A 20,403-nucleotide genomic window follows, 5' to 3' on the forward strand; every position below is an offset into this window, starting at 1 on the left:
TCCCCGCCTGCCGCGCGAAGTCTGGATCCTGAGCTGGGCAAACATCATGGTCGCGCTGGGCTACGGGGTGATTTCGCCGGCGCTGCCGTCGTTCGCCCGCAGTTTCGGGGTCAGCATCAAGGCGGTGACTTTTTTGGTCACCGTCTTTTCGTTGAGCCGGCTGTGTTTTGCGCCGATCAGCGGCCAGCTGGTCCAGCGCCTGGGGGAGCGGCGGATCTACATCGGCGGCATGCTGATCGTCGCGGTCTCCACCGCCGCGTGTGCGTTTTCCCAGGCCTACTGGCAACTGCTGGTTTTCCGCATGATCAGCGGCGTCGGGTCGACGATGTTCTACGTTTCGGCGCTGGGACTGATGATCCATATCAGCCCGCCCGACGCGCGCGGACGGGTCGCGGGCCTGTTCATCACGTCGTTCATGGTGGGCGCGGTGGGTGGGCCGGCGGTCGGCGCCCTGGCGGCCGGGTGGGGCCTGACCGCTCCGTTCATCGTGTACGGCGTCGCGCTGCTGGGCGTGGCGGCGGTGCTGTTCTACAGCCTGCGGAATTCGACCCTGGCCGCGCCGGGGCCGCCGACGCGATCCACGGTGACGATGCGAGAGGCGCTGAGGTTTCGCGCCTACTGGTCGTCGCTGGGGGCCAACTTCGCGACCGGCTGGTCGGCGTTCGGCCTCCGCGTCGCCCTGGTCCCCTTGTTCATCACCGACGTCATGGGCCGCGGCGTCGGCATCATCGGCATTGCGCTTGCGGCGTTCGCCGGAGGCAACGCGATAGCGATGATCCCCAGCGGCTACCTATCTGACCGGATGGGGCGGCGCACGTTGATGATCGTGGGCCTCACATTGTCCGGCGTGGCGACCGTTTTCCTGGGCGCCGCGTCGTCGCTGCCGGCGTTTCTGGCCGCTGCGATTGTGGTTGGTGCGGTGACGGGAATCTACATGTCGCCGATGCAGGCGGCGGTCGCCGACATTCTCGGCAGTGAGGCCCGCGCGGGCAGCCCGGTGGCGGCGGTGCAGATGATGTCCGACCTGGGCGCCATTGTCGGCTCGATGACGCTCGGCTGGGTCGCCGAGCGGCTGAGTTACGGCTGGGGCTTCACCATCAGCGGGGTAGTCCTGTTGATCGCCGCCGTCGGCTGGGTGGCGGCGCCGGAAACCCGGGCGGTGCCCGATTCCGAACCGGATCCGTTGCCGTCTCCGCACACGGCGAACCTGCCTGAGCAGCAGCTTTGATGGACGGTTAACGGTGGTGTAGCTTCGATGGGCACGACTTCTCGGGGCTATGGCGCAGCTGGTAGCGCACCACACTGGCAGTGTGGGGGTCAGGGGTTCGAGTCCCCTTAGCTCCACCGAGAAAAATGCTGGTCAAGGCTTCACGGTGATCGTGTCAGCGCCTGTAACTCATCGAGAAAAGGTGTTGGCTCCCTCGGCGGTGAGGATGGCGCGGCTGGTCTTCCCGGTGCCGCAGCGGGGAATCAACGCGGTCCTGCAGCGTGGTGCAGAACGAGGCCGGCAGCAGCAGTCCCTCGCTTAACCCACCGATGACGTGGTGTAAGTCGTGCCCGCTCGGGTATCTGACGGCGAATGACAGAGACCGTGGCTCGGGTTGGTGATCGAATTCCGTTTGCGCCGGATAACGCTTTGCAGCGGCCGCGGGATCCGGTGTTCGCAGGCGTTGTCGCCCGCGGCGACACTTCGCATCGGCCCGGCGCCGACGTAAATGGTGCTCATGGGTGATTCTTACCGTCAAGGCTCTGGGTGGAGCATCGCTTCGCAGCCGCCGGGTAACTCCGGTGGTTACGGGTTTCCCGCTCGGGTCTGGCGCTGGCTCGATCGGCATCCCGCGCCGGGCGTCGACCGGCTGCATCGCTGGCGCAGTCCGCTACGTGGACCGTGGCTGACTTCGGTGTTCGGTTTGGTTCTGCTGATCGGGCTGCCGATCGTGATTTTGACCGGGCTGTTGTCTTACATCGCGTATGGACCGCAGTTCGGGCAGGCCCTGCCGGTGCATGTGGGGTGGCTCAAGCTGCCGACGTTCGACTGGCCCACTCGACCCGTGTGGCTGTATCGACTGAGCCAGGGCCTGCATGTCGGGCTGGGCCTGGTACTCATTCCGGTGGTGTTGGCCAAGCTCTGGTCGGTGATCCCGCGCCTGTTCGCGTGGCCGCCGAGCCGGTCGATCGCCCAGGTGCTCGAACGGCTATCCATCGCGTTGCTGGTCGGCGGAATTCTGTTCGAGATGGCCACCGGTGTGCTCTACATCCAATACGACTACATCTTCGGCTTCAGTTTCTTCCCCGCGCACTACTACGGCGCCTGGGTCTTCATCGCCGGTTTTCTGATGCACATCACCCTCAAGACCCCGCGCATGATCGCCGGTCTGCGGTCGATGCCGCTGCGAAACGTGTTGCGCACCAATCGCGCCGATACCTTGCCTCAGCGCCCAGATCCCGATGGACTGGTGGCGGCTGAACCCGGGCCGCCGACGATGAGTCGCCGTGGCGTGCTCGGGGTGGTCGGTGGCGCCGCGGCGTTGACAGCTTTGATCAGCGCGGGACAGACCATCGGCGGCCTGGCGCGGCACCTGCCGCTGATGCTTCCCACAGGCGACACAACCGGCAAGGGGCCCAATGACTTCCGGATCAACAAAACGGCGAAGGGGGTAGGCATTGATCCGACGGCAACGGGTGAAAACTGGCGGCTGACCTTACGCGGTGGACCGGCACCGCTGGTGCTGCGGCGCGACGAGCTGATCGCTATGGCTCAGCACAGTGCGCGACTACCGATCGCCTGCGTGCAGGGTTGGTCCACGGTTCAAACGTGGAGCGGAGTACGTCTGGCCGACCTGGCGGCATTGGCCGGTGTGTCGGCCCCGCGCGCGACGTTGGTTTCCTCATTGGGGCGCAAGGGTTACTTCAACCGCGCCACGTTGCAGGCGAACCAGGTCGGCCATCCCGATGCGATGCTGGCGCTGCGGGTCAACGGCGCGGACTTGTCGCTCGACCACGGTTACCCGGCGCGGATCATAATTCCCGCTTTGCCCGGCGTGCACAACACCAAATGGGTGACGTCCATCGACTTCAGGGGGAACTGAGATGGCAAAGGCAGCAACGTATTTCCGCGACGTTTACGGGTCGACTCCAGTGCACCTGCTGACCATGGTGTCAGGTTTCGCGTTACTGGGCTATCTGATCTTCACGGCCGGGCCGTTCACCTTATGGAAGCCGGAAGGCACCTGGTGGAAATCGATGACCTTGTGGTTCGCTGCGGCGATCGTCTTCCACGATCTGGTGCTGTTCCCGATCTACGCGCTAGCCGATCGGCTCCTCAGCCCGCCGGCCAACCGGCGCAGTAAGCCACGGGTGTCGGCCCGCAACCATCTACGGGTTCCTGCCCTGGGATCGGGGCTGATTCTGCTCATCTTTTCGCCGGACATCATCAAGCAGGGCGCCGAGAAATATTTTGAGGACACCGGACTGACACAGGAGCCCTTCCTCGGACGGTGGCTCATGCTCACCGCAATCATGTTCGGCGCCAGCGCCGTCATCTATGGCGTACGAATCATTTCGGCCCACCGACGCGCCGTTGCACCTACCGAGGGGATGCCGCTTTGACGACCCAACTGACACCGGACGTCAGCACCGCCAGGCGCTGGTCAATGCTTGGCGTCTCGCAGTTCGCGTCGCTTTCGGCCAACGTGTTCATCAACGGCGTCGCGTTCTTGATCCCCACCCTGGCCCATCGCGGCACCAGCCTGTCCGAGGCGGCCCTCCTCGCTTCGATGCCAAGCTTCGGGATGATGTTGACCCTGATCGCCTGGGGCTACCTGCTGGACCGCATCGGTGAACGGATAACCCTGACCTTGGGTCTGGGGTTGACGGCGACGGCGGGTCTGGCCGCGGCGTCGATGCACTCGATGATGGCGATGGGGGCGTTTCTGGTTCTCGGCGGAATGTCGGCCGCCAGCTGCATCACAGCCAGCGGTCGGCTGGTGACCGGCTGGTTTGCCGCGCACCAGCGTGCCCTGGTGATGGGCATCCGCCAGACCGCACAGCCTTTCGGCATTGCTCTGGCGGCCTTGGTCATACCGGAGCTCGCAAAACGCAATCTATCGGCGGCGCTGTTGTTCCCTGCCTGCCTGTGCGCTGTGGCAGCGGTCGCGAGCCTCATCGGGGTAACCGATCCACCGCGCCCGCAACGGGAAAAAGTCAACGTGCGGGAAGTGGGTGACCTTTACCGAAAGACGCGGTTGTGGCGCATCCACATAGCCTCGGCCCTGCTGATGGTGCCCCAGCCGGTGGTTCTGACCTTCATGCTCGTTTGGTTCACGAGCGAGCACGGATTGTCGTTGGCTTGGGCCGGCGCGATGGTCGGATTCTCGCAACTGGTCGGCGCCTTGGCGCGCATCGCGGCGGGTAGGTGGGCGGATCACATTGGCTCGCGGATGCGTCCGCTCCGACCGATCGCCATCGTCACCTCGGTGGTCATGTTGGTGCTGGCGCTCACCGATCAGCTGGGTTGGGGAATCGCGGTGGCAGTCATGGTCGCCGCATCGGCGATAACGGGCGATAATGGTCTGCCGTTCACGACGATTCCCGAGATCGCCGGACCTTTCTGGAGTGGGTGGGCGCTGGGCAAGCAGAATACGTTCGAGCGTCTGGTGGTAGCGGCGGCACCTCCGGTATTCGCCGAGTTGATCATGGCTGCTGGTTATCCGTTGGCCTGGGCGGTTTGTGGTCTGTTTCCCTTGCTGGCGTTGCCGCTGGTGCCGCTTCGGCGCCAACAAAACGGTTACGCGCCGATCGGTACAGAATCCGCCAATGACGGGACACCGCAGGGAGATGCGTTGTGAAGTCGTGCGTCCAGGAGGCGACTATATATCCATTTCCGCAATGAGAGCGTCGACAACTGCGGTGAGGCTTCCCCCATGTTGCTTAGCCGTGTCACGCTGCCGTCGGTATGACGCGCCTGGGTGATAGATACCGCACACCGATGCCAACTCGTCGACGCAATGCAGCTTTTTCGCCACCGGCTCCAGCCGGCTCAGCACGTCGTCCAGATCCTCGGTCACCAACCGCTCATTGCTGTCGGCATCCAGAATGATAACCGCATCCAGGCCGTAACGTGCTGCGCGCCATTTGTTTTCCTGAACGTGCCAGGGCGGCATGGTCGGCAACTTTTCACCGGCATCTAGCCGCCTGTCCAGATCGACTACCAGACAATGGGTTAGCGCGGTCAGCGCCTGAAGCTCCCGCAGGTTGGACACTCCGTCGCAGATGCGTATTTCGACCGTTCCGTTCCGCGGGGAAGGGCGTATGTCCCAACGGATTTCATCGACGTTATCGACGATTCCGGTCTTGTGCTGGTCATGGAAGAACGCTTCGAACTGAGGCCATGTCTGGAAATGGAAGGGTAAACCAGCAGTGGGCAGTTGTTGGAATAGCATCGCCCGGTTGCTCGCGTAACCGGTGTCTTCGCCCGCCCACCACGGTGACGACGCCGACAGCGCCAACAGATGCGGGTAATAGTTCAGCAGCGAAGTCATGATCGGCATCACCTTGTCCGCCGAAGCGATACCCACATGTACGTGTACGCCCCAGATCAACATCTGCCGGCCCCACCATTGAGTGCGATTGATCAACTCGGCGTAGCGCGGCCCGTCCGTCAGCACCTGCGACGACCACTGAGCGAACGGGTGGGTGCCCGCGCAGAAGAGCTCCATCCCGCGCTCTCGCACGATGCGTCGAGCCGACCCTAACGTCCCGCGGAGATCATCGACCACCTCCGCCGCGTTGTCACACACACCGGTGACCACTTCGATCGTGTTGCGCAGCAATTCCGTATGCACCCTGGGGTTTTCGCCAATTTCAGCGATAACCGCAGCGGCTTGGTTGGTCAGGTCACGCGTCTGGCTGTCCACCAGTGCGAACTCCCATTCGACACCGACGGTCGGGCGGGGCGAGCAGGCGAACTTCACGCCGGCGGATACCCGCTAGCCGATTGGATAATCGATGCCGTCGGGCCGGATCCGGTTCCTCCGTGATGTAGTGGCGACAGCATCGTCAAGGTCCGCAGTTCATTGGGCCGCGACCAAATCAGAGGCAATCGAAATCGCGGAGATGGGTGAGTCGATGGGCTATATCGGCTAGCTTGGTGTTCCGCTCTTGGGAGAGGCGCTTGAGCAACTCAAATGCCTGTAGGGCACTAATATTGAAGCGCGCCATGAGAATTCCTTTTGCCTGCCCGATTACGTCCCTGCTGGCCAACGCGCTTTGGAATTGGTCTTCTCGCCGCGCCGCCTGCCACGCCAGCGCGGCGTGAGTGGCCAAGACGTAGCCGATTTCTTCTGTCGTGCTGTTGAATGCGTGGGGCCGCTCGGCATAAAAGTTCAGTGCCCCCATCGTGCGCTCGCTGGTGAACAACCGGAAGGACAGCACAGAGCGGATCGGCGTCACCCTGAGGGCATCACGGGCATAATTTGGCCAGCGCCGGTCGGTGGAGAGGTCGTCGACGCGGACGGTGTGTTGATGCCAGGCGGCTTCCAGGCAGGGTCCTTGACGGTGGCGTTGTTGAAGAGCGTCCAGGATGGCGGGATACGGGTGAGTCGTTGCAGGGGTTTGTACGCCGGCGTCCACGGTCGTAAGCGTGACGCCGGCATATTGCGCCCCCTCGATTTCGCTGGTGGCATAGTCGACTATCCGTTGCATAGCGGAGCCGGCAGCGCCGTGGCTGGTGTCTTGCAAGCTTCGCGCAAGAGCGGCGATGCGCTGGTAAGCACCGCCGTTACAACCGGGGACGTGGCCCTCTTGGACGGGCACGACCCGACGTTAACGGCATTTCGTCACGCCGGTCGAGCCGCGAGAATAGCTTTCGCTTTGAGTGCCGCTCTCTTCGTCTTTCGGATAATGGCGGGTACGACTGATTGTGGGGCAGCGCACTGCGCGCCGGTATATTGGGTCTTCCACGCGGCGCAAGGGTTGAAGGAGGGCCGACGTGGAGGATGTGGAATTCGCCAGCGACAATTTGGACGTCACCGAGGATTTCCTAAATCGCGTCTACACCCGGTTGCGCATAAGTGGCGACGGTGAGCGGTCCTCTGCACACGTGGTCCGGAGGTGGCTGGGCAACATCAATGCCGACACGCTCGAGGTCGACTACACCTTGGCGTTCGAAGCCGACCCGCTGGAGCGGGTTTGTCTGTGCCGCATACGGTCGGGAAGCATCGTCGAGAACACTCACGGACGGCCCGGTGAAGTATTCGCGCCGGGGGATGTGACGCTGTTTTCTCCACCGGAGCTTCCGTTCTCGGGTCAGCTTCGTGAGGCATCGTATGACTTGCTTATGTTCGATCCTGCGTTGCTGGATCGAGTCGCGGCAGCAGCGCCGACTGGTCACCGCGGGCCAGTGCGATTACTGGGGCAAAGGCCGGCCACGAAGTCCGCAGGACGGCAACTCAGCGCCGTGATGGGCTACCTTCACCAGCTGGTGTTCGCCGATGCGGAGGTGCGTGATTCACCACTGGTGGTGGGGACCGCCGGACAGCACCTGGCCGCTAGCGTGTTGGCAGCGCTGCCCAACAGTGCACTGCTCGAACCCACGATCGAAGATCGGCATGACAGCACCCCGCTATTGCTTCGTCGCGCCATCGCTTTCATCGATGACAACGCCCACCGTGATATCTCGGCCGCCGAGATCGCGCGGGCTGTTTATGTGACACCTCGGGCGCTGCAATATATGTTCCGCAAGCATCGCGACTGCACCCCAACGGAGTACTTGCGCCGGGTCCGCCTGCACAATGCTCATTGCGACCTCGTTGCCGGCAACCACCTGACGACCACAATCGGAGAAGTGGCCCGGCGCTGGGGCTTTGCGCATCTTGGGCGGTTCGCGGTCTACTATCGCCAGTGCTACGGCCAAAGCCCCCATCTCACGCTGCGCAGCTAGGGATGCAGACTCAGCACGGATACTGATCGCTGTTGCCGACCTCGCTCAGAGATCGCCTGGTGCGCAAAGTCGACCACGTCTCGACATTTGTGTGCGATGTCGGCGGGCCAATCCGGCTTGCCCTTTCCCGCGACACAGTGGGCAACCTACTCGATTAGTTGCCGGATGGGCGGGTACGCACGGTCCGAGGTCTTAGATCCTTCGGTTGCTAAGCCACATGCACCGCCTATTTCGGCCGATTGTGGACCCGTCCGCATTGGTCAGGTCTTTGGCCTCCCGGTCGCAGGCTGCGGGGTGCAAAGGGTAGTGGCGCAGATCGGCGAGAGTATCGGACGCGAATACCGCAGACCCGCGTTGCCTGCGAGTCGCCAGATCAAGGGACTCAGTCATGGCCAGATCCAGCCTTTACCGCGTCGGCCTGGAATCTTCACTCAACGACGTCACCAGACCGCGCAACAAGATCAATAGGTACCAGTACGAGCAGCGATTCACGCTGGCGAGTTGGGGCGCGCTGTTGATTGTGATCGTTGTTCTGTCGGCATGGGCTCATCACCACTCATCTGCTAGACGCTCGGATTCAGCGGACAGCGCTGCGATGCCATCATCGAGCGGGGCGGCGTCATCGAGGCCCTTGTCGTTGCCTACATGGCTGAATAAATCCGCTTCGTCAATAAATGAGTTGGTCGCCGCGCGGAACAACATCGCCACCGCTGCGGCTCGACACGACATCGCCATGACGGGCGCAGCGTGCCGCTCGGCCAGCAGTGCGGTTGCCGAAGTGCGTCAACAGCTTCCGAGCCCGGAGCCTATGTTGAACAGTACGTTGCACGACGCCGTTGACAGTTACGAAATCGGTCTTCCCTACTGCGTCCGAGCTACCCAAACCCAAGATGCGGAAGGCATGCGGCGAGCGGCGAGCTACATCTCCCATGGAGACGCCGCTATGCGGGTAGCGCTCGACTTCTTCGAGCGAAGTTCCGGCGGCGGTAGCCCCGGCGTTGGCTTGACGATCGTATGAATGACCGTCGTCACGACGACGGACGGCTATGGGGCCACACAGGCCGGGCAATCGATACCGCAGTGCGCCACCGGAGAACCCGAATCCGGCCGGCTAGCGGGGGTTTCGGCCAGGGGAGCCGCAACCCACGGCGGAGGGCAGTGGCAGATCACGTCTCGCAGGCCGATTTGCACCCCGTTGCGGATGCCAGCCCAATCGCGATCGGATTAGACAAGGGCGAAGGCTATATTGCCGAAACCGCAAGCAGGAACGGCCAGGCGATCGCGGCGAACAGCAAAAGCCAAGCGATCGCGGCGAACACAATGCCACCGGTGGTGGTGGGAGATCCCGAGACCTCCAGCAACATGCCTCTGCTCGGCGAGCAACAGGAGTTGCTCCGGTAGATCTGCTGCTTGTTGGCCTAGACACGGGCAAGCCGTTCGATGTCCTCCTCGATCAGCACAGGATTGGGGGCTGACGCCCAGTTTTTGATTGGTACCGCCGATCCGAACTCCGGTGGAGTGCACTTCGCCGGAGCTACCACGGCGGGTCGGTCATCGAGCAGGGTCATGGGACAACTCCTTCGCGGCGCCTTCACGCTTCTTGGCCAGGTCAAGGAGCTTCCCCTCGGGATAGGAACCAAACCTGCCGCCCACCACAAGTTTTCGGCGCGGGCTGCGGTCGGGTCGTTGCCGTCTTCGACGGTGCCTACTGCTTCACCTATTTCGGCGAGAATTTTGACGGGCAGCACTTGGCCAAGACGCTGGAACAAGTCCAGTAAGCGAAGCGCAAGCTTTCGTTGGCAGACTCGTTTACCGGTACCGGACTTCACCTGACAGAACCAGATGTCGGCGTCAGTCAAACGCTGGGGTCTTCGCTTTAGGCGTCGCGTGTGATCGCGTGTTAGTCGGATAAGACGGCAAAGGAATTAGGAGGAGGTAAGCCGGGCTCGATATGCGTGTTTGAACTAGGGATGGCGGGCAATCCCTAGATCCTTCGATTGTGGACGAACGGTGAAGGTGGCGGGACGATGAATTCGATCACGCGCGTCAAAGCTGTTGTGGTTCTGGCCGCATCAATGCTGTTGCCTCTGACGGTTCCTGCTGCGATAACCGCCGCTGAGCCGGGCGCCAGCACGGAGGTTCCTTTGCATTCGGTACTTCGGCGGTGTGACTTCAGCCAGAGCTCGGTGACGCCTCAAACCCCGCGGACAGGTTATGCTCGCGGATCAACGCGCATCCGTGCCGCCGGCGCTACGGTCGTCGCCGAGGTGAGTTTGGTCAACACCGATCAGCCGGGAAGCCAGTATGAGGTCACGTTGATCGAGGTACCGCGACCTTCATTCGCCACGTGCGGTGCCGGAGATCCCGGAACCGCGTCGTCGGTTTTGCACCTCGATGCAAGCGGCCAGGCGACGCTGACTTTGCAGACAGCTATCCGCTCGGGTGCGACCGGTGTGTGGGTCAACGTAACTCGGCCCAACCCGAATTCTCAGAATCCACTTGAGTACTACACATCCGAGTTCGTAGCCCGCGTGTGAAGCCCCACATGATGGTGGGTCGGACGGCGCCCGATGCCGACCGAGTCGCGGTCGTCCCGGATTTCATCCATTTCACTGCATGAGTTAAGCCGTTGCGCTATCTAGGATCTCACCGACCCCTTCTGGCCAGGTAAGCGCACAAGCAATTGCGGCGACGGCTGAGGTCAGCGCGTCTCGTCCCGGGCATGTGGGCCGAACGGCCCCTTCAAGAGGGCAAAGGGTCGTTTATTTCGCCAGCCGCTGGCTATTCCTGCTCGTGTTCGACCGCAAGACAATCGTCTGCAATGGTGCGGTTCGACGGCCGGTCGGAGCGGCGTCGCGGTCGGCACGCGTGACAAATCTGTCTGGCCTATGCGGTCGGCCGTCGAGAGGGTAAAAGGAAATGAATCGTTCAAATCGCCGCGCGTGGTGGCGGTCAGGCTGCATCTTGAGCCTGTTTACCCTGACAGGACTGTTAGTGGGGTCGGTGCCGGCGCACGCATCACCATCGAGAACCATTGTGGGGCAGGCGCCCGCGGATCTGGCCGACCCGCTGGCGACCGTCTCTCGCGTGGGCCCCCAAATAGTCGACATCGACACAAAGTTGGGATTCCAAAACGCTGCCGGGGCGGGAACGGGCATCGTCATTGACCCCAACGGGATCGTGCTGACCAATAACCATGTGATAGCCGGAGCGACCGATATCAGCGCCAGGGACATCGGCAATGGTCAGAGCTACCCGGCGACGGTCATCGGCTACGACCGCACCCAGGACATTGCAGTCGTGCAGCTTGATGGTGCCGCCGGGTTGCCGGTTGCCGACATCGGTGATTCGGATCGCGTGGCCGCGGGCCAACCGATCGTTTCGCTGGGCAATGCAGGCGGAGTGGGTGGGACCCCGAGCGCAGTGGCCGGCCGGGTGGTCGCAGTGAACCAGAATGTGTCGGCAGCGGACTCGTTGACGGGTAGCAGTGAGATGCTCAGCGGGTTGATTCAAGTCGATGCCGCGATTCGTCCCGGTGATTCAGGCGGACCTACTGTCAACGCTGATAACCAAGTCATCGGCGTTACCACCGCTGGGTCCGACAACTTCAAACTGGGCCGAGCGGAGGGGTTCGCCATCCCTATCAACCAGGCCATGTCCATTGCCGGGCAGATCCGTTCCGGCGTCGCTTCCCCCACTGTGCACATCGGCCCTAGTGCGTTCCTGGGTGTGGGCGTCAACGACGCAAGTCGAGACGCAGGAGCCGTGGTGCGCGGAGTTGTTTCTCCGGGTCCGGCGGAAGGCGCAGGCATCCGGCCGGGCGATGTCATCACCTCGGTAGACGGCACCGCCGTCAACTCCGCCACCGCCCTAACGAATCTGCTCGATCAGCGACACCCCGATGATATGACCCTCCTGGGGGTGCATAACTCTAGCGGAAACCGCAGTGTGAGCGTGACTTTGGCCGATGGCCCGCCCGGCTGAGGACCCGAAGGCGCGCGCCCTGCGGGAAGTGTCGCGTCTCGCGAAGCTCTTCGCCCTTGGCAAGTGGTGTGTCTCAGCGCTTTTCGCGAAGCCGTGAATCGGCCAGACGGTGGATGGTTGACTCGAACCGTGCTGTTGATCACCCGCCCATCCGGCAATGTGGGTCACGAGCTCGTGGAAACGCTGCGCACGAAGCCGACCTGTAGTTCGTGGCGCGTCGCCGTCCGCCACTCCGATAACCTGCGCGACTGGGTGGGTGGGGCTGCGCAGGTGTGCCGGTTCGACTTTTTCGACCGGTCGAGGTTGGCGGAAACGCTCCGCGATATCGACACGCCTTTTCTGCTGTTTCCGTTGCCGAGTAACCGCGTCGCCCGCGAGGCGATGATCCCGTTTGTCGAAGCTGCCGGGGCCGCCGGTTGTCGACATGTGGTGTACGTGTCGGTGTTTGGCGCCGACCGCGCCGCGTTCATCCCGCACTACAAGGTCGAAGCGGCGCTGAAGGCGTCGTCGATGAGCTGGACGCTGCTGCGGTGCAGCTTTTTCATGCAGAACCTGCACCGGTCCATCTCCACGCATGGCACCGACATCGTCGAACGCGGTGAGTTGTTCATCCCCGCCGGCCACGGCCGTACCACCTTCCTCGACGCGCGTGACGCCGCGGACGTCGCAGCGCAGGCACTCACCCACCCGGCCGCGCACCGCAACGCGACCTACCTCACCGGGCCGACCGCACTGAACATGACCGAGGTTGCCGCCGCGTTGACCACGGTTCTGGGATATCCGGTGACCTACACCCACCCGGGACTGGTGCGCTTCGCCGCGCGGCTGCGCCGTCGTGGGGTCGGCTGGGACACCATCGCGTTCATGTCGGCCGTTTACACGCTGACCCGGCTCGGGCAGAACCAGCCGATCACCGACGACGTTCAGCGGCTGCTGGGCCGGCCACCCCGCACTCTCGAGCATTTCCTGCGCGATAGCGCCTGGCGGTGGCAACAACGCGCATGGACCTAGGGCCGCGCTGAGAAGTAGCCAGCGGCTTCTGCCCGCCCAGCGTCACGGCAGGGTGACGCTGGTCGCCGAACGTCACACCAGCGCGACGGACACGGCGGGCAGAACGAGACGTAGAACGCCGCGCCAAGGGGTTTGTTCAGCTTCCAGCGCAACATGACAAGCATCCTGGTACCGCCGGTATGCATAAGCATGCCCTCGCGCGGGTACGCCGTTCAGTGAACGGTTGTTCGCAATGAAATGGCGCCCTTGGAGTCCGACTCGGACGCGGATCCCCGTTTCTGTCAAGGAACCAAGGTTCAACCGGCTACCGGCCGGTCGGCGGGAGGAGTTTTTGATGCCGGAGGTCCAACTTCACCACGACGGACACCCGCGCTATCGCCGGATGGTCCGATTCGATTGGTCCGAGACACCGCTGCACTGGGTGCCCGACGACCCGTTCTCGACACACATGATGAACGTCTTGCACCTGCTGCTGCCCGAAGGCGAGCGGCACTTCATCAAGGCCGTTCTGGAGGCGTCATCGCTGGTTGATGACCCGGAGCTGGAGGCGGCGATCAAACCGTTCATCCAGCAGGAGTCCTGGCATGCCTGGGCGCACCAGGTGGTGCTCGACCATCTGGCCGAACAGGGAATCGACACCAAGCCGTACACCTCGCGGCTGCGGAAAATGCTGTCGGTGGCGCTGGGTGACCCGCCGAAGTGGTTTCCGCCGGCGATGAAGCGGTGGTGGTTGTATCGGCGTCTGGCCGACGTGGCGGCGCTGGAACACTACACCGCGATGCTGGGCCAATGGGTGCTGCAGAACCGCGGTCTGGATTACGCCGGCACCGACCCGATGATGCTGGACCTGCTGCGCTGGCACGGGGCCGAGGAGGTCGAACACCGCTCACTGGTGTTCGACGTCTATCAGCACGTGTGCGGCAACTACTTCATCAGGGCCTTCTCGATGTTGATGACGACGCCGCTGTTTTACGGGTGGTGGATTGCCGGAGCGAAATATCTGATGGCCCACGACCCGACCATCGACCAGAAGTGGCGCTGGCGGGATTGGCTGCGTGCGGCGCGCGAGTACAAGTTGCCCGGTCCCTGGCAGCTGATGGTGACGCAACCGGCCAGGTATATGCGGCCCCATCATCACCCGGGCCCCGAAGCCGTCACAGAGATGGCGGTCGAATACATCAAGGATTCGCCGGCGGCGAAGGCCGCCCGTGAACGGGCGCAGTTGGAAGGAAAGGCCGCGGTTCGATGAAAGTTTCGGTGGACCTCGATACCTGCGACGGCAATGGCGTGTGTATGAGCTTGTGCCACGAGGTATTTGACGTGCGAGAGGACGGGCTACACCTGCTGCAAGAGCAGCCGCCGCGAGAGTTGCGCGGACCGTTGAAGGCTGCCGAGGTGTCCTGCCCGACCCGGGCGATCGTGGTGGAGGAGGACTGACGCGATGCCCGCAACTCGACAGTTACGCCAGATCGTCGTCGTGGGCGCAGGCGTGGCAGGAATGCGTGCGGCAGAGGCGCTGCGACAGGACGGCTACGACGGCGCCCTCACCATCGTTGGAGCCGAACGGCAGGCGCCCTACCATCGCCCACCGTTGTCGAAGAAGCTCCTCAGCGGTCAGGTGCACCGGGCGGGCGTCGACATGGCGCCACAGTTCGACATGGACGCGCGGGTGCTCAGAGGGGCCACCGCGGTCGGCCTCGACATGTCCGCACATACCGTCCGGGTCCGCGACGAGGGCAGGGACCTGTCGGTGGATTTCGACGGGCTCGTCGTCGCCAGCGGCGCCGAGCCGCGCGAATGGCCGGGCGGCAACGCCCCCGACGGGGTGCTGCTGTTGCGGACGGTCGAGGATTGTCTGCGCATTCGGGAACGACTCGGCTCGCGGCCCCGGGTTGTGGTGGTTGGGGGCGGGTTTATCGGCAGCGAGGTCGCCGCGACCTGCCGATCGCTCGATCTGGACGTGGTGCTTGTCGAGAAGGCCCCCGGACCGCTCGTTCAGGCGTTAGGCGCGGAACTGGCGCCTTGCTGGGCGAAGTTGCATCGCGAACATGGTGTCGACCTGCGCGTCGGCGTGGGTGTCGACGGATTCGCCGGCAACGGGCGGGTCGAAGCGGTTCGACTCACCGACGGCTCGCAGGTCCCAGCCGATGTCGTCATCGTCGGGCTCGGCGTCACGCCCGCCACCGCCTGGCTTGACGGCTCGGGTCTGCGTTTGGACGACGGGGTGGTCTGCGACGCAACTGGCGCCGCCGAGGGCAACACCGGCGACGGCAATGTCGTCGCCGCCGGGGATGTGGCGCGCTGGTGGCACCCGCTGTACGAGCGCCATCTGCGTACTGAACACTGGGATGACGCGGCCCGCCAGGGTCAGGCCGCGGCGCGCACGCTGCTGGCCGGGCCCGAGCACGCCCAACCCTTCGCCGCGGTGCCGTACTTCTGGTCCGACCAATATGACATCAAGCTGCAAATGCTGGGCGTGCCAACCGATTACGACGCTGTCGAGATCATCGAAGGCAATCCGGAGGGCTGGCAGTTCGTCGGCGCTTACGGCCGGGGCGGTCGCACCATCGCGGTGCTCGGGACGATCGCGGGCCGGGTGCATGCCTACCGGGAGGCCATCGAGAAGCGCGCCGAATTTCCGCCGCGCCGACCGGACTGACAAAGGCGAACCACCGCGACTACTCAGTGCGCCTGGGGCGACTCGAGACATCCCTTTTTGGGTACAGGATCCACAAGCCGACCGGAGTCCACTGATCGGGCCGACATGACCGCATACGCGACGACGGCGTCGCGCGTACGCCCAGGGACGGAGTTATGACATGCATCGCCCCGACACGATCATCGAAATTCACCGCGAGCGCGTGCAGGATCAGACGGCCGAGATGTTCAGCGGTGACAAGTACACGCAGTCCGTCGACGGCACGGGCTACTCCGCGACGGCCACCCTTGACCTCACCCTGGATCGCGTCTGGTTCGTCCGCGACTCTCGTCAGCGACTGTGGCAGGAAGCAGCCGACGGCGAACTCCGCGACCCGCTGCGGCACTTCGCAATTGACCTGGTGATTTTCGATTCGAAGATCGTCATCGATTCGGTCACCTGCATCCCGTTGGTATCCCTACCCCCGGCGACGATCACGATCCCGGACGGTCCGCGTTCCGGAGAGTCGCGCGAGATTGCGTACAACGAGATTCCGCTGTTCGGGCGGTTGACAATTCACGACCAACTCGAACCGCACCAAACAGAGCCGGGCAAGCAGACGATCGCCCTCAACTTCACCTCTCAGGACGCTCCCGTCCTGGTGGCCGCCCCATCGCCGGACCAGTACGTCGGGTTGCTGTTCGGTCCGCACGTCGAGCGGCGTGCGGACGGGGTCACGGTCTTCCACGGACAAGACCCGCGCATCAGCTGGGAACTCGACCACGCCGAGGCGTATTGGATAACCCACAGCATCGCCGGGGAGCTGATGGTGAACCTCGAGAAACTCCAGCACCCCGGTCTCTCGGATGACGAAGCCAGAACCAGGGTGCTCGACTCGCTAGCCGCCCAAATCGCCGACGCGGTCGGCCCGCAACTGGAGGCGATGGGGGACAACGGGATTCAGGCGCTGCTGCCGTCACCGGTGGACGTCGATCCCGAGGCCCAAGACGACAGCACGATCAAGGAACTCGACGCCGTCGTGCAGCGGTTCGAGGTCGGCGAGGGTGCCGAGGAATCGATGGTCGTGCAGCTGCAGACACTGCGCGAATTGCCGCCCGGGGAGGAACTACCCGGGTCGGTCCTCGCCGAAAACCCTTATGAGAGGGCGGCTTTGGCCGTCACTGGGTGGAGCATTCTGCGGCAGGTCCGGGACACCGTGATGAACAGTTTCGATCTCGACGAGGGCGACTTCGACCCCGATGCGGCGTGCGCGCTGGCGGGCCCGAAGACGATCAGCATCGGCGGTCAAGACCGCAGCCTCGACGCCCTCGGCGCCGACATCGTGCCGCGAACCGAGGACGGCCGGTTGGTGGTTGACGGCACGGTGAGCGCCGACACCAAACTCTACGACTTCAAGGCCACCTTCAAGGTGGTGTACGAGATGGGCCTTGGCGACATCCCGCGCGACCCGAAGGGCAAAGAGCTGCTGGGACCCGACGTCGACACCATCGAGCTTCTCGAGCAGACGCTGAGTCTGGCCGGACAGAAGAAGCGCGCCGGTCACCTCAGCACGGAGGAATACGAAGCGGAAGTCAAAAGGGTCAGCGAGCGATTCGACCGGCTGCCGCGAACCGTGGGGGTGCGGCCGGCGCAGAACTCCGAGCCGGACGTGAATGCGGACTTCAGCCTGACAACGGCCGGAAAGGTGGCCACTGCCGCGGGCGCCGCGGCTGTTGTCGGTTTGCTTGCGCTGCCGGTGACCTGGGTGGCGGGGGCCGCCGGCGTTGGGGCCGCCGGTGCGGGCGGATTGTTGACCCTGGCGATCGCCCAGTACATCACCACCGTGCTGACCATCGACTGGTTCGGCACCGGCGTCGGTTCTCGTCAGGTCAAGAAGTCGCTGAACGACCAGCCCGAGGGCACGTCGCTGCCGCCCATCGGTATGCCGATCGGCCTGGACCTCAACCGCCAGCGCCTCGCGGTGTATTTCCGTCCGGTACCGGCGAAATTATGGGTCGATTGCGTGATGGCCGATGAGGAGGAAGACGAGGCTGGGGACGGCGACGCCATTCGGGTCGTCGGCGGCCGATGGCCCACCGATGGCCACCCATGGACGCTCTCGCACGATGATGCGGTGTTGTTCGTCGACTCCGACGAACTGCAGCTTTTCGTCGATCCGGCCAGCGAGCGCGGCGACGAGTTACCTATCGGCGTGGACACCGCAGAGGGCGGACGGCGCCGGCTGCGGGTGCAGAGCGATCCCGACGCACTGCACCGGCTTCCGCACTGCCCTCGCGGCTAGCAGAGCACGGCGGCCGAGAACCACCCACCGCCCACCAGCGCGATGAGAAGCGCGGCGGTGGTTTGTCCCATAGCCGCGGCCGCGATCGCACCCACGATCGCGCAGATGAGGACGGTGACGGTCAGGACGGCGACGAGCACACGGTGTGAATTGACGGCCGCGCCGGCCCGAGGGGTGATAACGGCCTTCTTAGAGCGATCCACGTCGACCATGAAATCTCCCTACTGTGATCTGCACAACATCATATCGCTAGATGTGGTCCAGATCACAAACCTGCGCCGGGTGGCAGATCTTGCGTCCGAACTCCCTAGGCATGGCGCGGCCAGAAGTTTCGGACAACCTTTCATAACGGTCACTCGCAGCGTCAACTACGCGCGCTCGGTCCCGGACGGTGGCATCAATGGGCCAGCCGATCGCGTCCTCGATGTCGTCCGCCACTTGCGCGAAATCGATTCGAGGCGAACACAATTGAGCTGCGCAGCTCCTCCTCGGGGGGTCCGGCGCGACGAGTCGGTCGGATGCCGCCGCGGCGTAGCGAAGGGCGTTCCGCACTGACCGACGGTTCGCCGTTATCCGGCCGAGATCGCCGATTAGGTTTTCGCCTTGATGCGGATTAATCTTGCCCGCGGTTCGTCCGCGACTCACCGAAAGCAGACATGTCTGTTCAGCCCACTCTGCTGCGCCGCCAATCGCTGCGCAGCACCCGCCGACAGCGGGCCGCTCACCGCGTGAAGTGTCCGATGGTCGGTCAGTGCTTCGATATCGACATCGCCCGCGACGCGGACGGATGGATGATCCGGATTCCCGAGATCGGCAGGGCCACCCGCGCCAGCAGCCGGACCGCCGTGGAGCCGGCGGCACGCGAATGCATCGCAACATGGACCGGCATCCCCATCGGGTACGTGGCCGTGTACGTCGCGAGCGAAACCGGGTAGATACCTAGCCGCCAGGCGCGACCGCGATCGATTTCGTGTCGAGGTAGCCGTCGAGCCCTTCGGGCCCGAGTTCCCGGCCGTATCCGCTGGCTTTGACGCCGCCGAACGGCGCGAACGGATCCATCGTGTAGCCCTGGTTGATGCCGACGGTGCCGGTCTGTATCCGCGCGGCCAGTGCCATCGCCCGGTCGGTGTCATTGCTCCAGACCGAGCCGGCCAACCCGTAGTCGGAATCGTTGGCGATCTGGACTGCCTGGTCCTCGTCGCGGTAGGGGATGACCGTGATGACGGGGCCGAAGATCTCCTCGCGGGCGATCCGCATGGCGTTGTCGGCGGACGCGAACAGGGTGGGTTGGACGTACCAGCCGCGGTCGAGTCCGTCGGGCATGTCGGCGCCGCCGACGATCAAGCGCGCCCCCTCCTGCTGGCCGATGGTGATGTAGTCGCGCACGCGCTGTTGCTGGCGACGCGAGACCAACGGACCGAGCTGGGTCTCGCGGTCGCTGGGGTCGCCGACGCGAAGGCCGCTCATCTCGGCGGCGAGCGCGTCGACGTATTCGTCATGACGCGCTCGGGGGACCAGGACGCGCGTCAGAGCGTTGCAGATCTGCCCGCTGTTGGACAGGCTGGCCGATCGCACCCCGGCGGCGACCTTGTCCGGCGCCGCGTCGTCGAGAACCAGCGCCGCGGACTTGCCGCCGAGCTCGAGGCTGACCTTGGTGAGGTTGGTGGCGCAGGCCGCGGCGACTGCGCGGCCCGCCGTGGTGGAGCCGGTGAAGGACACCTTGGCCACTCCGCGGTGGGCAACGAGGTATGCGCCGAGCGCCGCATCACCGGGTAGCACGCTGACCACGCCGGGTGCCAGACCGGCCTCGTCGAGCATCTCGCCTAAAAGCAGCGCGTCCAAGGGGCTTTCGGGTGCGGGCTTGAGCACGACGGTGCAGCCGGCCAACAGTGCGGGCACCAGCTTGGTGACGATGAGGAACTGGGGCATGTTCCAGGGCACGACCGCCGCGACGACGCCGACGGGTTCTTTGCGGACCAGCACGTCGGTGCCGAAGAACCCGGGCCTGCTCTCCTGCCACGGATGTCTCTCGGCCAAGTCGCAGAACGCGCGGATCATGAACGCGGGCAGGCCAACCTGGGCGCGCTGGGCGAAGCTGATCGGTGCCCCGATCTCGGCGCTGATGGTGTTGGCCATCTCGGGGCGGCGCCGGTCGTAGATGTCGGCCAGGCGCCGGATGGCCGCGATCCGTTCCGACGGCTCGCTGCGGGCCCAGCGCGGCGACGCCGCGTGCGCGGCGGCGACCGCCGCGTCGACGTCGTCGGGCCCGGCCGCGTCGACCTCGGCGATGGGTTCCTCGGTATGCGGTGAGATGACCCGCACGACGCCGGTCCGCTGCCGCACCCGATCGCCAGCGGCGGTTCGCACTCCGAGGTTGTGGTCCATCCGTGCCTCCCGAGGCCAATATCAACTACTTGCTATTGATGGGGTCGAGGATATACCGTCGGCCGTGACGGAGCTCTTAGGGGATCGGTGAAACCGGTGCGCAGGTGGTCGTTTCGCGCAGACAGCGACTGTGGCGAGAGGCTG

20 protein-coding genes and 1 tRNA gene are annotated in these 20,403 nt (G+C 64.2%); 15 read left to right on the forward strand and 6 right to left on the reverse strand.

From position 1 onward, the window contains the following. Positions 1 to 7 precede the first annotated feature (7 nt). The 5 genes from AC5Y4T_RS01070 to AC5Y4T_RS01090 all read left to right on the forward strand — a co-directional run bounded on the left by AC5Y4T_RS01070 (position 8) and on the right by AC5Y4T_RS01090 (position 4,847). On the forward strand, positions 8 to 1,228 hold the full coding sequence (locus AC5Y4T_RS01070; protein WP_499948819.1) for an MFS transporter: 1,221 nt from the start codon (positions 8 to 10) through the stop codon (positions 1,226 to 1,228). 43 nt (positions 1,229 to 1,271) lie between these two features. After that, a tRNA-Ala gene (locus tag AC5Y4T_RS01075) sits at positions 1,272 to 1,344 on the forward strand. A 380-nt stretch (positions 1,345 to 1,724) separates the two neighbouring features. Continuing rightward, positions 1,725 to 3,089: a molybdopterin-dependent oxidoreductase gene (locus tag AC5Y4T_RS01080; protein WP_499948526.1), complete on the forward strand. Its 1,365-nt coding sequence runs from the start codon at positions 1,725 to 1,727 to the stop codon at positions 3,087 to 3,089. Position 3,090: 1 nt separating this feature from the next. Continuing rightward, entirely contained in the window at positions 3,091 to 3,609 is a 519-nt protein-coding gene (locus AC5Y4T_RS01085; RefSeq protein ID WP_499948525.1) for a hypothetical protein, read from the forward strand. Then, positions 3,606 to 4,847, forward strand: a complete 1,242-nt coding sequence (locus AC5Y4T_RS01090) for an MFS transporter (protein ID WP_499948524.1) — start codon at positions 3,606 to 3,608, stop codon at positions 4,845 to 4,847. Before AC5Y4T_RS01085 ends, AC5Y4T_RS01090 begins: the two co-directional genes overlap by 4 nt. A gap of 21 nt (positions 4,848 to 4,868) precedes the next feature. Here the strand turns inward: AC5Y4T_RS01090 and AC5Y4T_RS01095 are convergent, their stop codons facing one another. Together AC5Y4T_RS01095 and AC5Y4T_RS01100 are read right to left on the reverse strand one after the other, a co-directional pair. Next, positions 4,869 to 5,972, reverse strand: a complete 1,104-nt coding sequence (locus AC5Y4T_RS01095) for a glutamate--cysteine ligase (protein WP_499948523.1) — start codon at positions 5,970 to 5,972, stop codon at positions 4,869 to 4,871. A 118-nt stretch (positions 5,973 to 6,090) separates the two neighbouring features. Continuing rightward, positions 6,091 to 6,813, reverse strand: a complete 723-nt coding sequence (locus AC5Y4T_RS01100; RefSeq protein ID WP_499951637.1) for a GAF and ANTAR domain-containing protein — start codon at positions 6,811 to 6,813, stop codon at positions 6,091 to 6,093. Positions 6,814 to 6,988: 175 nt separating this feature from the next. Here AC5Y4T_RS01100 and AC5Y4T_RS01105 point away from each other — a divergent pair, with 175 nt between their 5' ends. After that, positions 6,989 to 7,939, forward strand: a complete 951-nt coding sequence (locus AC5Y4T_RS01105; RefSeq protein ID WP_499951640.1) for a helix-turn-helix transcriptional regulator — start codon at positions 6,989 to 6,991, stop codon at positions 7,937 to 7,939. A 549-nt stretch (positions 7,940 to 8,488) separates the two neighbouring features. Here AC5Y4T_RS01105 and AC5Y4T_RS01110 read toward each other — a convergent pair. Continuing rightward, positions 8,489 to 8,647, reverse strand: a complete 159-nt coding sequence (locus AC5Y4T_RS01110) for a hypothetical protein (RefSeq protein ID WP_499951642.1) — start codon at positions 8,645 to 8,647, stop codon at positions 8,489 to 8,491. A 450-nt stretch (positions 8,648 to 9,097) separates the two neighbouring features. Here AC5Y4T_RS01110 and AC5Y4T_RS01115 point away from each other — a divergent pair, with 450 nt between their 5' ends. Next, positions 9,098 to 9,340 (forward strand): hypothetical protein, encoded by a 243-nt coding sequence (locus AC5Y4T_RS01115; protein WP_499951644.1) that lies wholly within the window; start codon positions 9,098 to 9,100, stop codon positions 9,338 to 9,340. A 17-nt stretch (positions 9,341 to 9,357) separates the two neighbouring features. Here the strand turns inward: AC5Y4T_RS01115 and AC5Y4T_RS01120 are convergent, their stop codons facing one another. Then, positions 9,358 to 9,507 (reverse strand): hypothetical protein, encoded by a 150-nt coding sequence (locus AC5Y4T_RS01120; RefSeq protein ID WP_499951646.1) that lies wholly within the window; start codon positions 9,505 to 9,507, stop codon positions 9,358 to 9,360. Positions 9,508 to 9,966: 459 nt separating this feature from the next. On the opposite strand from AC5Y4T_RS01120, the gene AC5Y4T_RS01125 reads away from it, so the two are divergent. From AC5Y4T_RS01125 to AC5Y4T_RS01155, 7 genes are all read left to right on the forward strand, one after another. After that, the gene (locus AC5Y4T_RS01125; protein WP_499951647.1) at positions 9,967 to 10,476 is read left to right on the forward strand and encodes a hypothetical protein; all 510 of its coding nucleotides are present in this window, start codon (positions 9,967 to 9,969) and stop codon (positions 10,474 to 10,476) included. Between the two features lie 382 nt (positions 10,477 to 10,858). Beyond that, a complete protein-coding gene (locus AC5Y4T_RS01130; protein WP_499951650.1) occupies positions 10,859 to 11,923 on the forward strand; it encodes a S1C family serine protease in 1,065 nt (354 codons plus the stop codon). A 117-nt stretch (positions 11,924 to 12,040) separates the two neighbouring features. Then, positions 12,041 to 12,934 (forward strand): NAD(P)H-binding protein, encoded by an 894-nt coding sequence (locus tag AC5Y4T_RS01135; RefSeq protein WP_499951652.1) that lies wholly within the window; start codon positions 12,041 to 12,043, stop codon positions 12,932 to 12,934. Between the two features lie 334 nt (positions 12,935 to 13,268). Continuing rightward, positions 13,269 to 14,183, forward strand: a complete 915-nt coding sequence (locus AC5Y4T_RS01140; RefSeq protein ID WP_499920048.1) for a metal-dependent hydrolase — start codon at positions 13,269 to 13,271, stop codon at positions 14,181 to 14,183. Continuing rightward, positions 14,180 to 14,371 carry a ferredoxin gene (locus AC5Y4T_RS01145; RefSeq protein WP_067134163.1) on the forward strand — a complete coding sequence of 64 codons (192 nt, stop codon included), beginning with the start codon at positions 14,180 to 14,182 and terminating at the stop codon, positions 14,369 to 14,371. The genes AC5Y4T_RS01140 and AC5Y4T_RS01145 overlap by 4 nt, the downstream gene beginning before the upstream one ends. A gap of 4 nt (positions 14,372 to 14,375) precedes the next feature. Then, positions 14,376 to 15,593 (forward strand): NAD(P)/FAD-dependent oxidoreductase, encoded by a 1,218-nt coding sequence (locus AC5Y4T_RS01150; RefSeq protein ID WP_499951654.1) that lies wholly within the window; start codon positions 14,376 to 14,378, stop codon positions 15,591 to 15,593. A 160-nt stretch (positions 15,594 to 15,753) separates the two neighbouring features. Continuing rightward, entirely contained in the window at positions 15,754 to 17,874 is a 2,121-nt protein-coding gene (locus tag AC5Y4T_RS01155; RefSeq protein WP_499951655.1) for a hypothetical protein, read from the forward strand. Here AC5Y4T_RS01155 and AC5Y4T_RS01160 read toward each other — a convergent pair. Continuing rightward, positions 17,871 to 18,086, reverse strand: a complete 216-nt coding sequence (locus AC5Y4T_RS01160) for a hypothetical protein (RefSeq protein WP_499920241.1) — start codon at positions 18,084 to 18,086, stop codon at positions 17,871 to 17,873. The two genes, AC5Y4T_RS01155 and AC5Y4T_RS01160, sit on opposite strands and share 4 nt — an antisense overlap. A 528-nt stretch (positions 18,087 to 18,614) precedes the next feature. On the opposite strand from AC5Y4T_RS01160, the gene AC5Y4T_RS01165 reads away from it, so the two are divergent. After that, complete coding sequence (locus AC5Y4T_RS01165) at positions 18,615 to 18,809, forward strand: long chain fatty acid-CoA synthetase Faa4p (RefSeq protein WP_499951982.1); 195 nt, start codon at positions 18,615 to 18,617, stop codon at positions 18,807 to 18,809. A gap of 4 nt (positions 18,810 to 18,813) precedes the next feature. On the opposite strand, the gene AC5Y4T_RS01170 is transcribed toward AC5Y4T_RS01165, so the two are convergent. After that, entirely contained in the window at positions 18,814 to 20,259 is a 1,446-nt protein-coding gene (locus AC5Y4T_RS01170; protein ID WP_499951657.1) for an aldehyde dehydrogenase, read from the reverse strand. Positions 20,260 to 20,403 lie beyond the last annotated feature (144 nt).

This window comes from Mycobacterium sp. NGS11 (assembly GCF_059813315.1).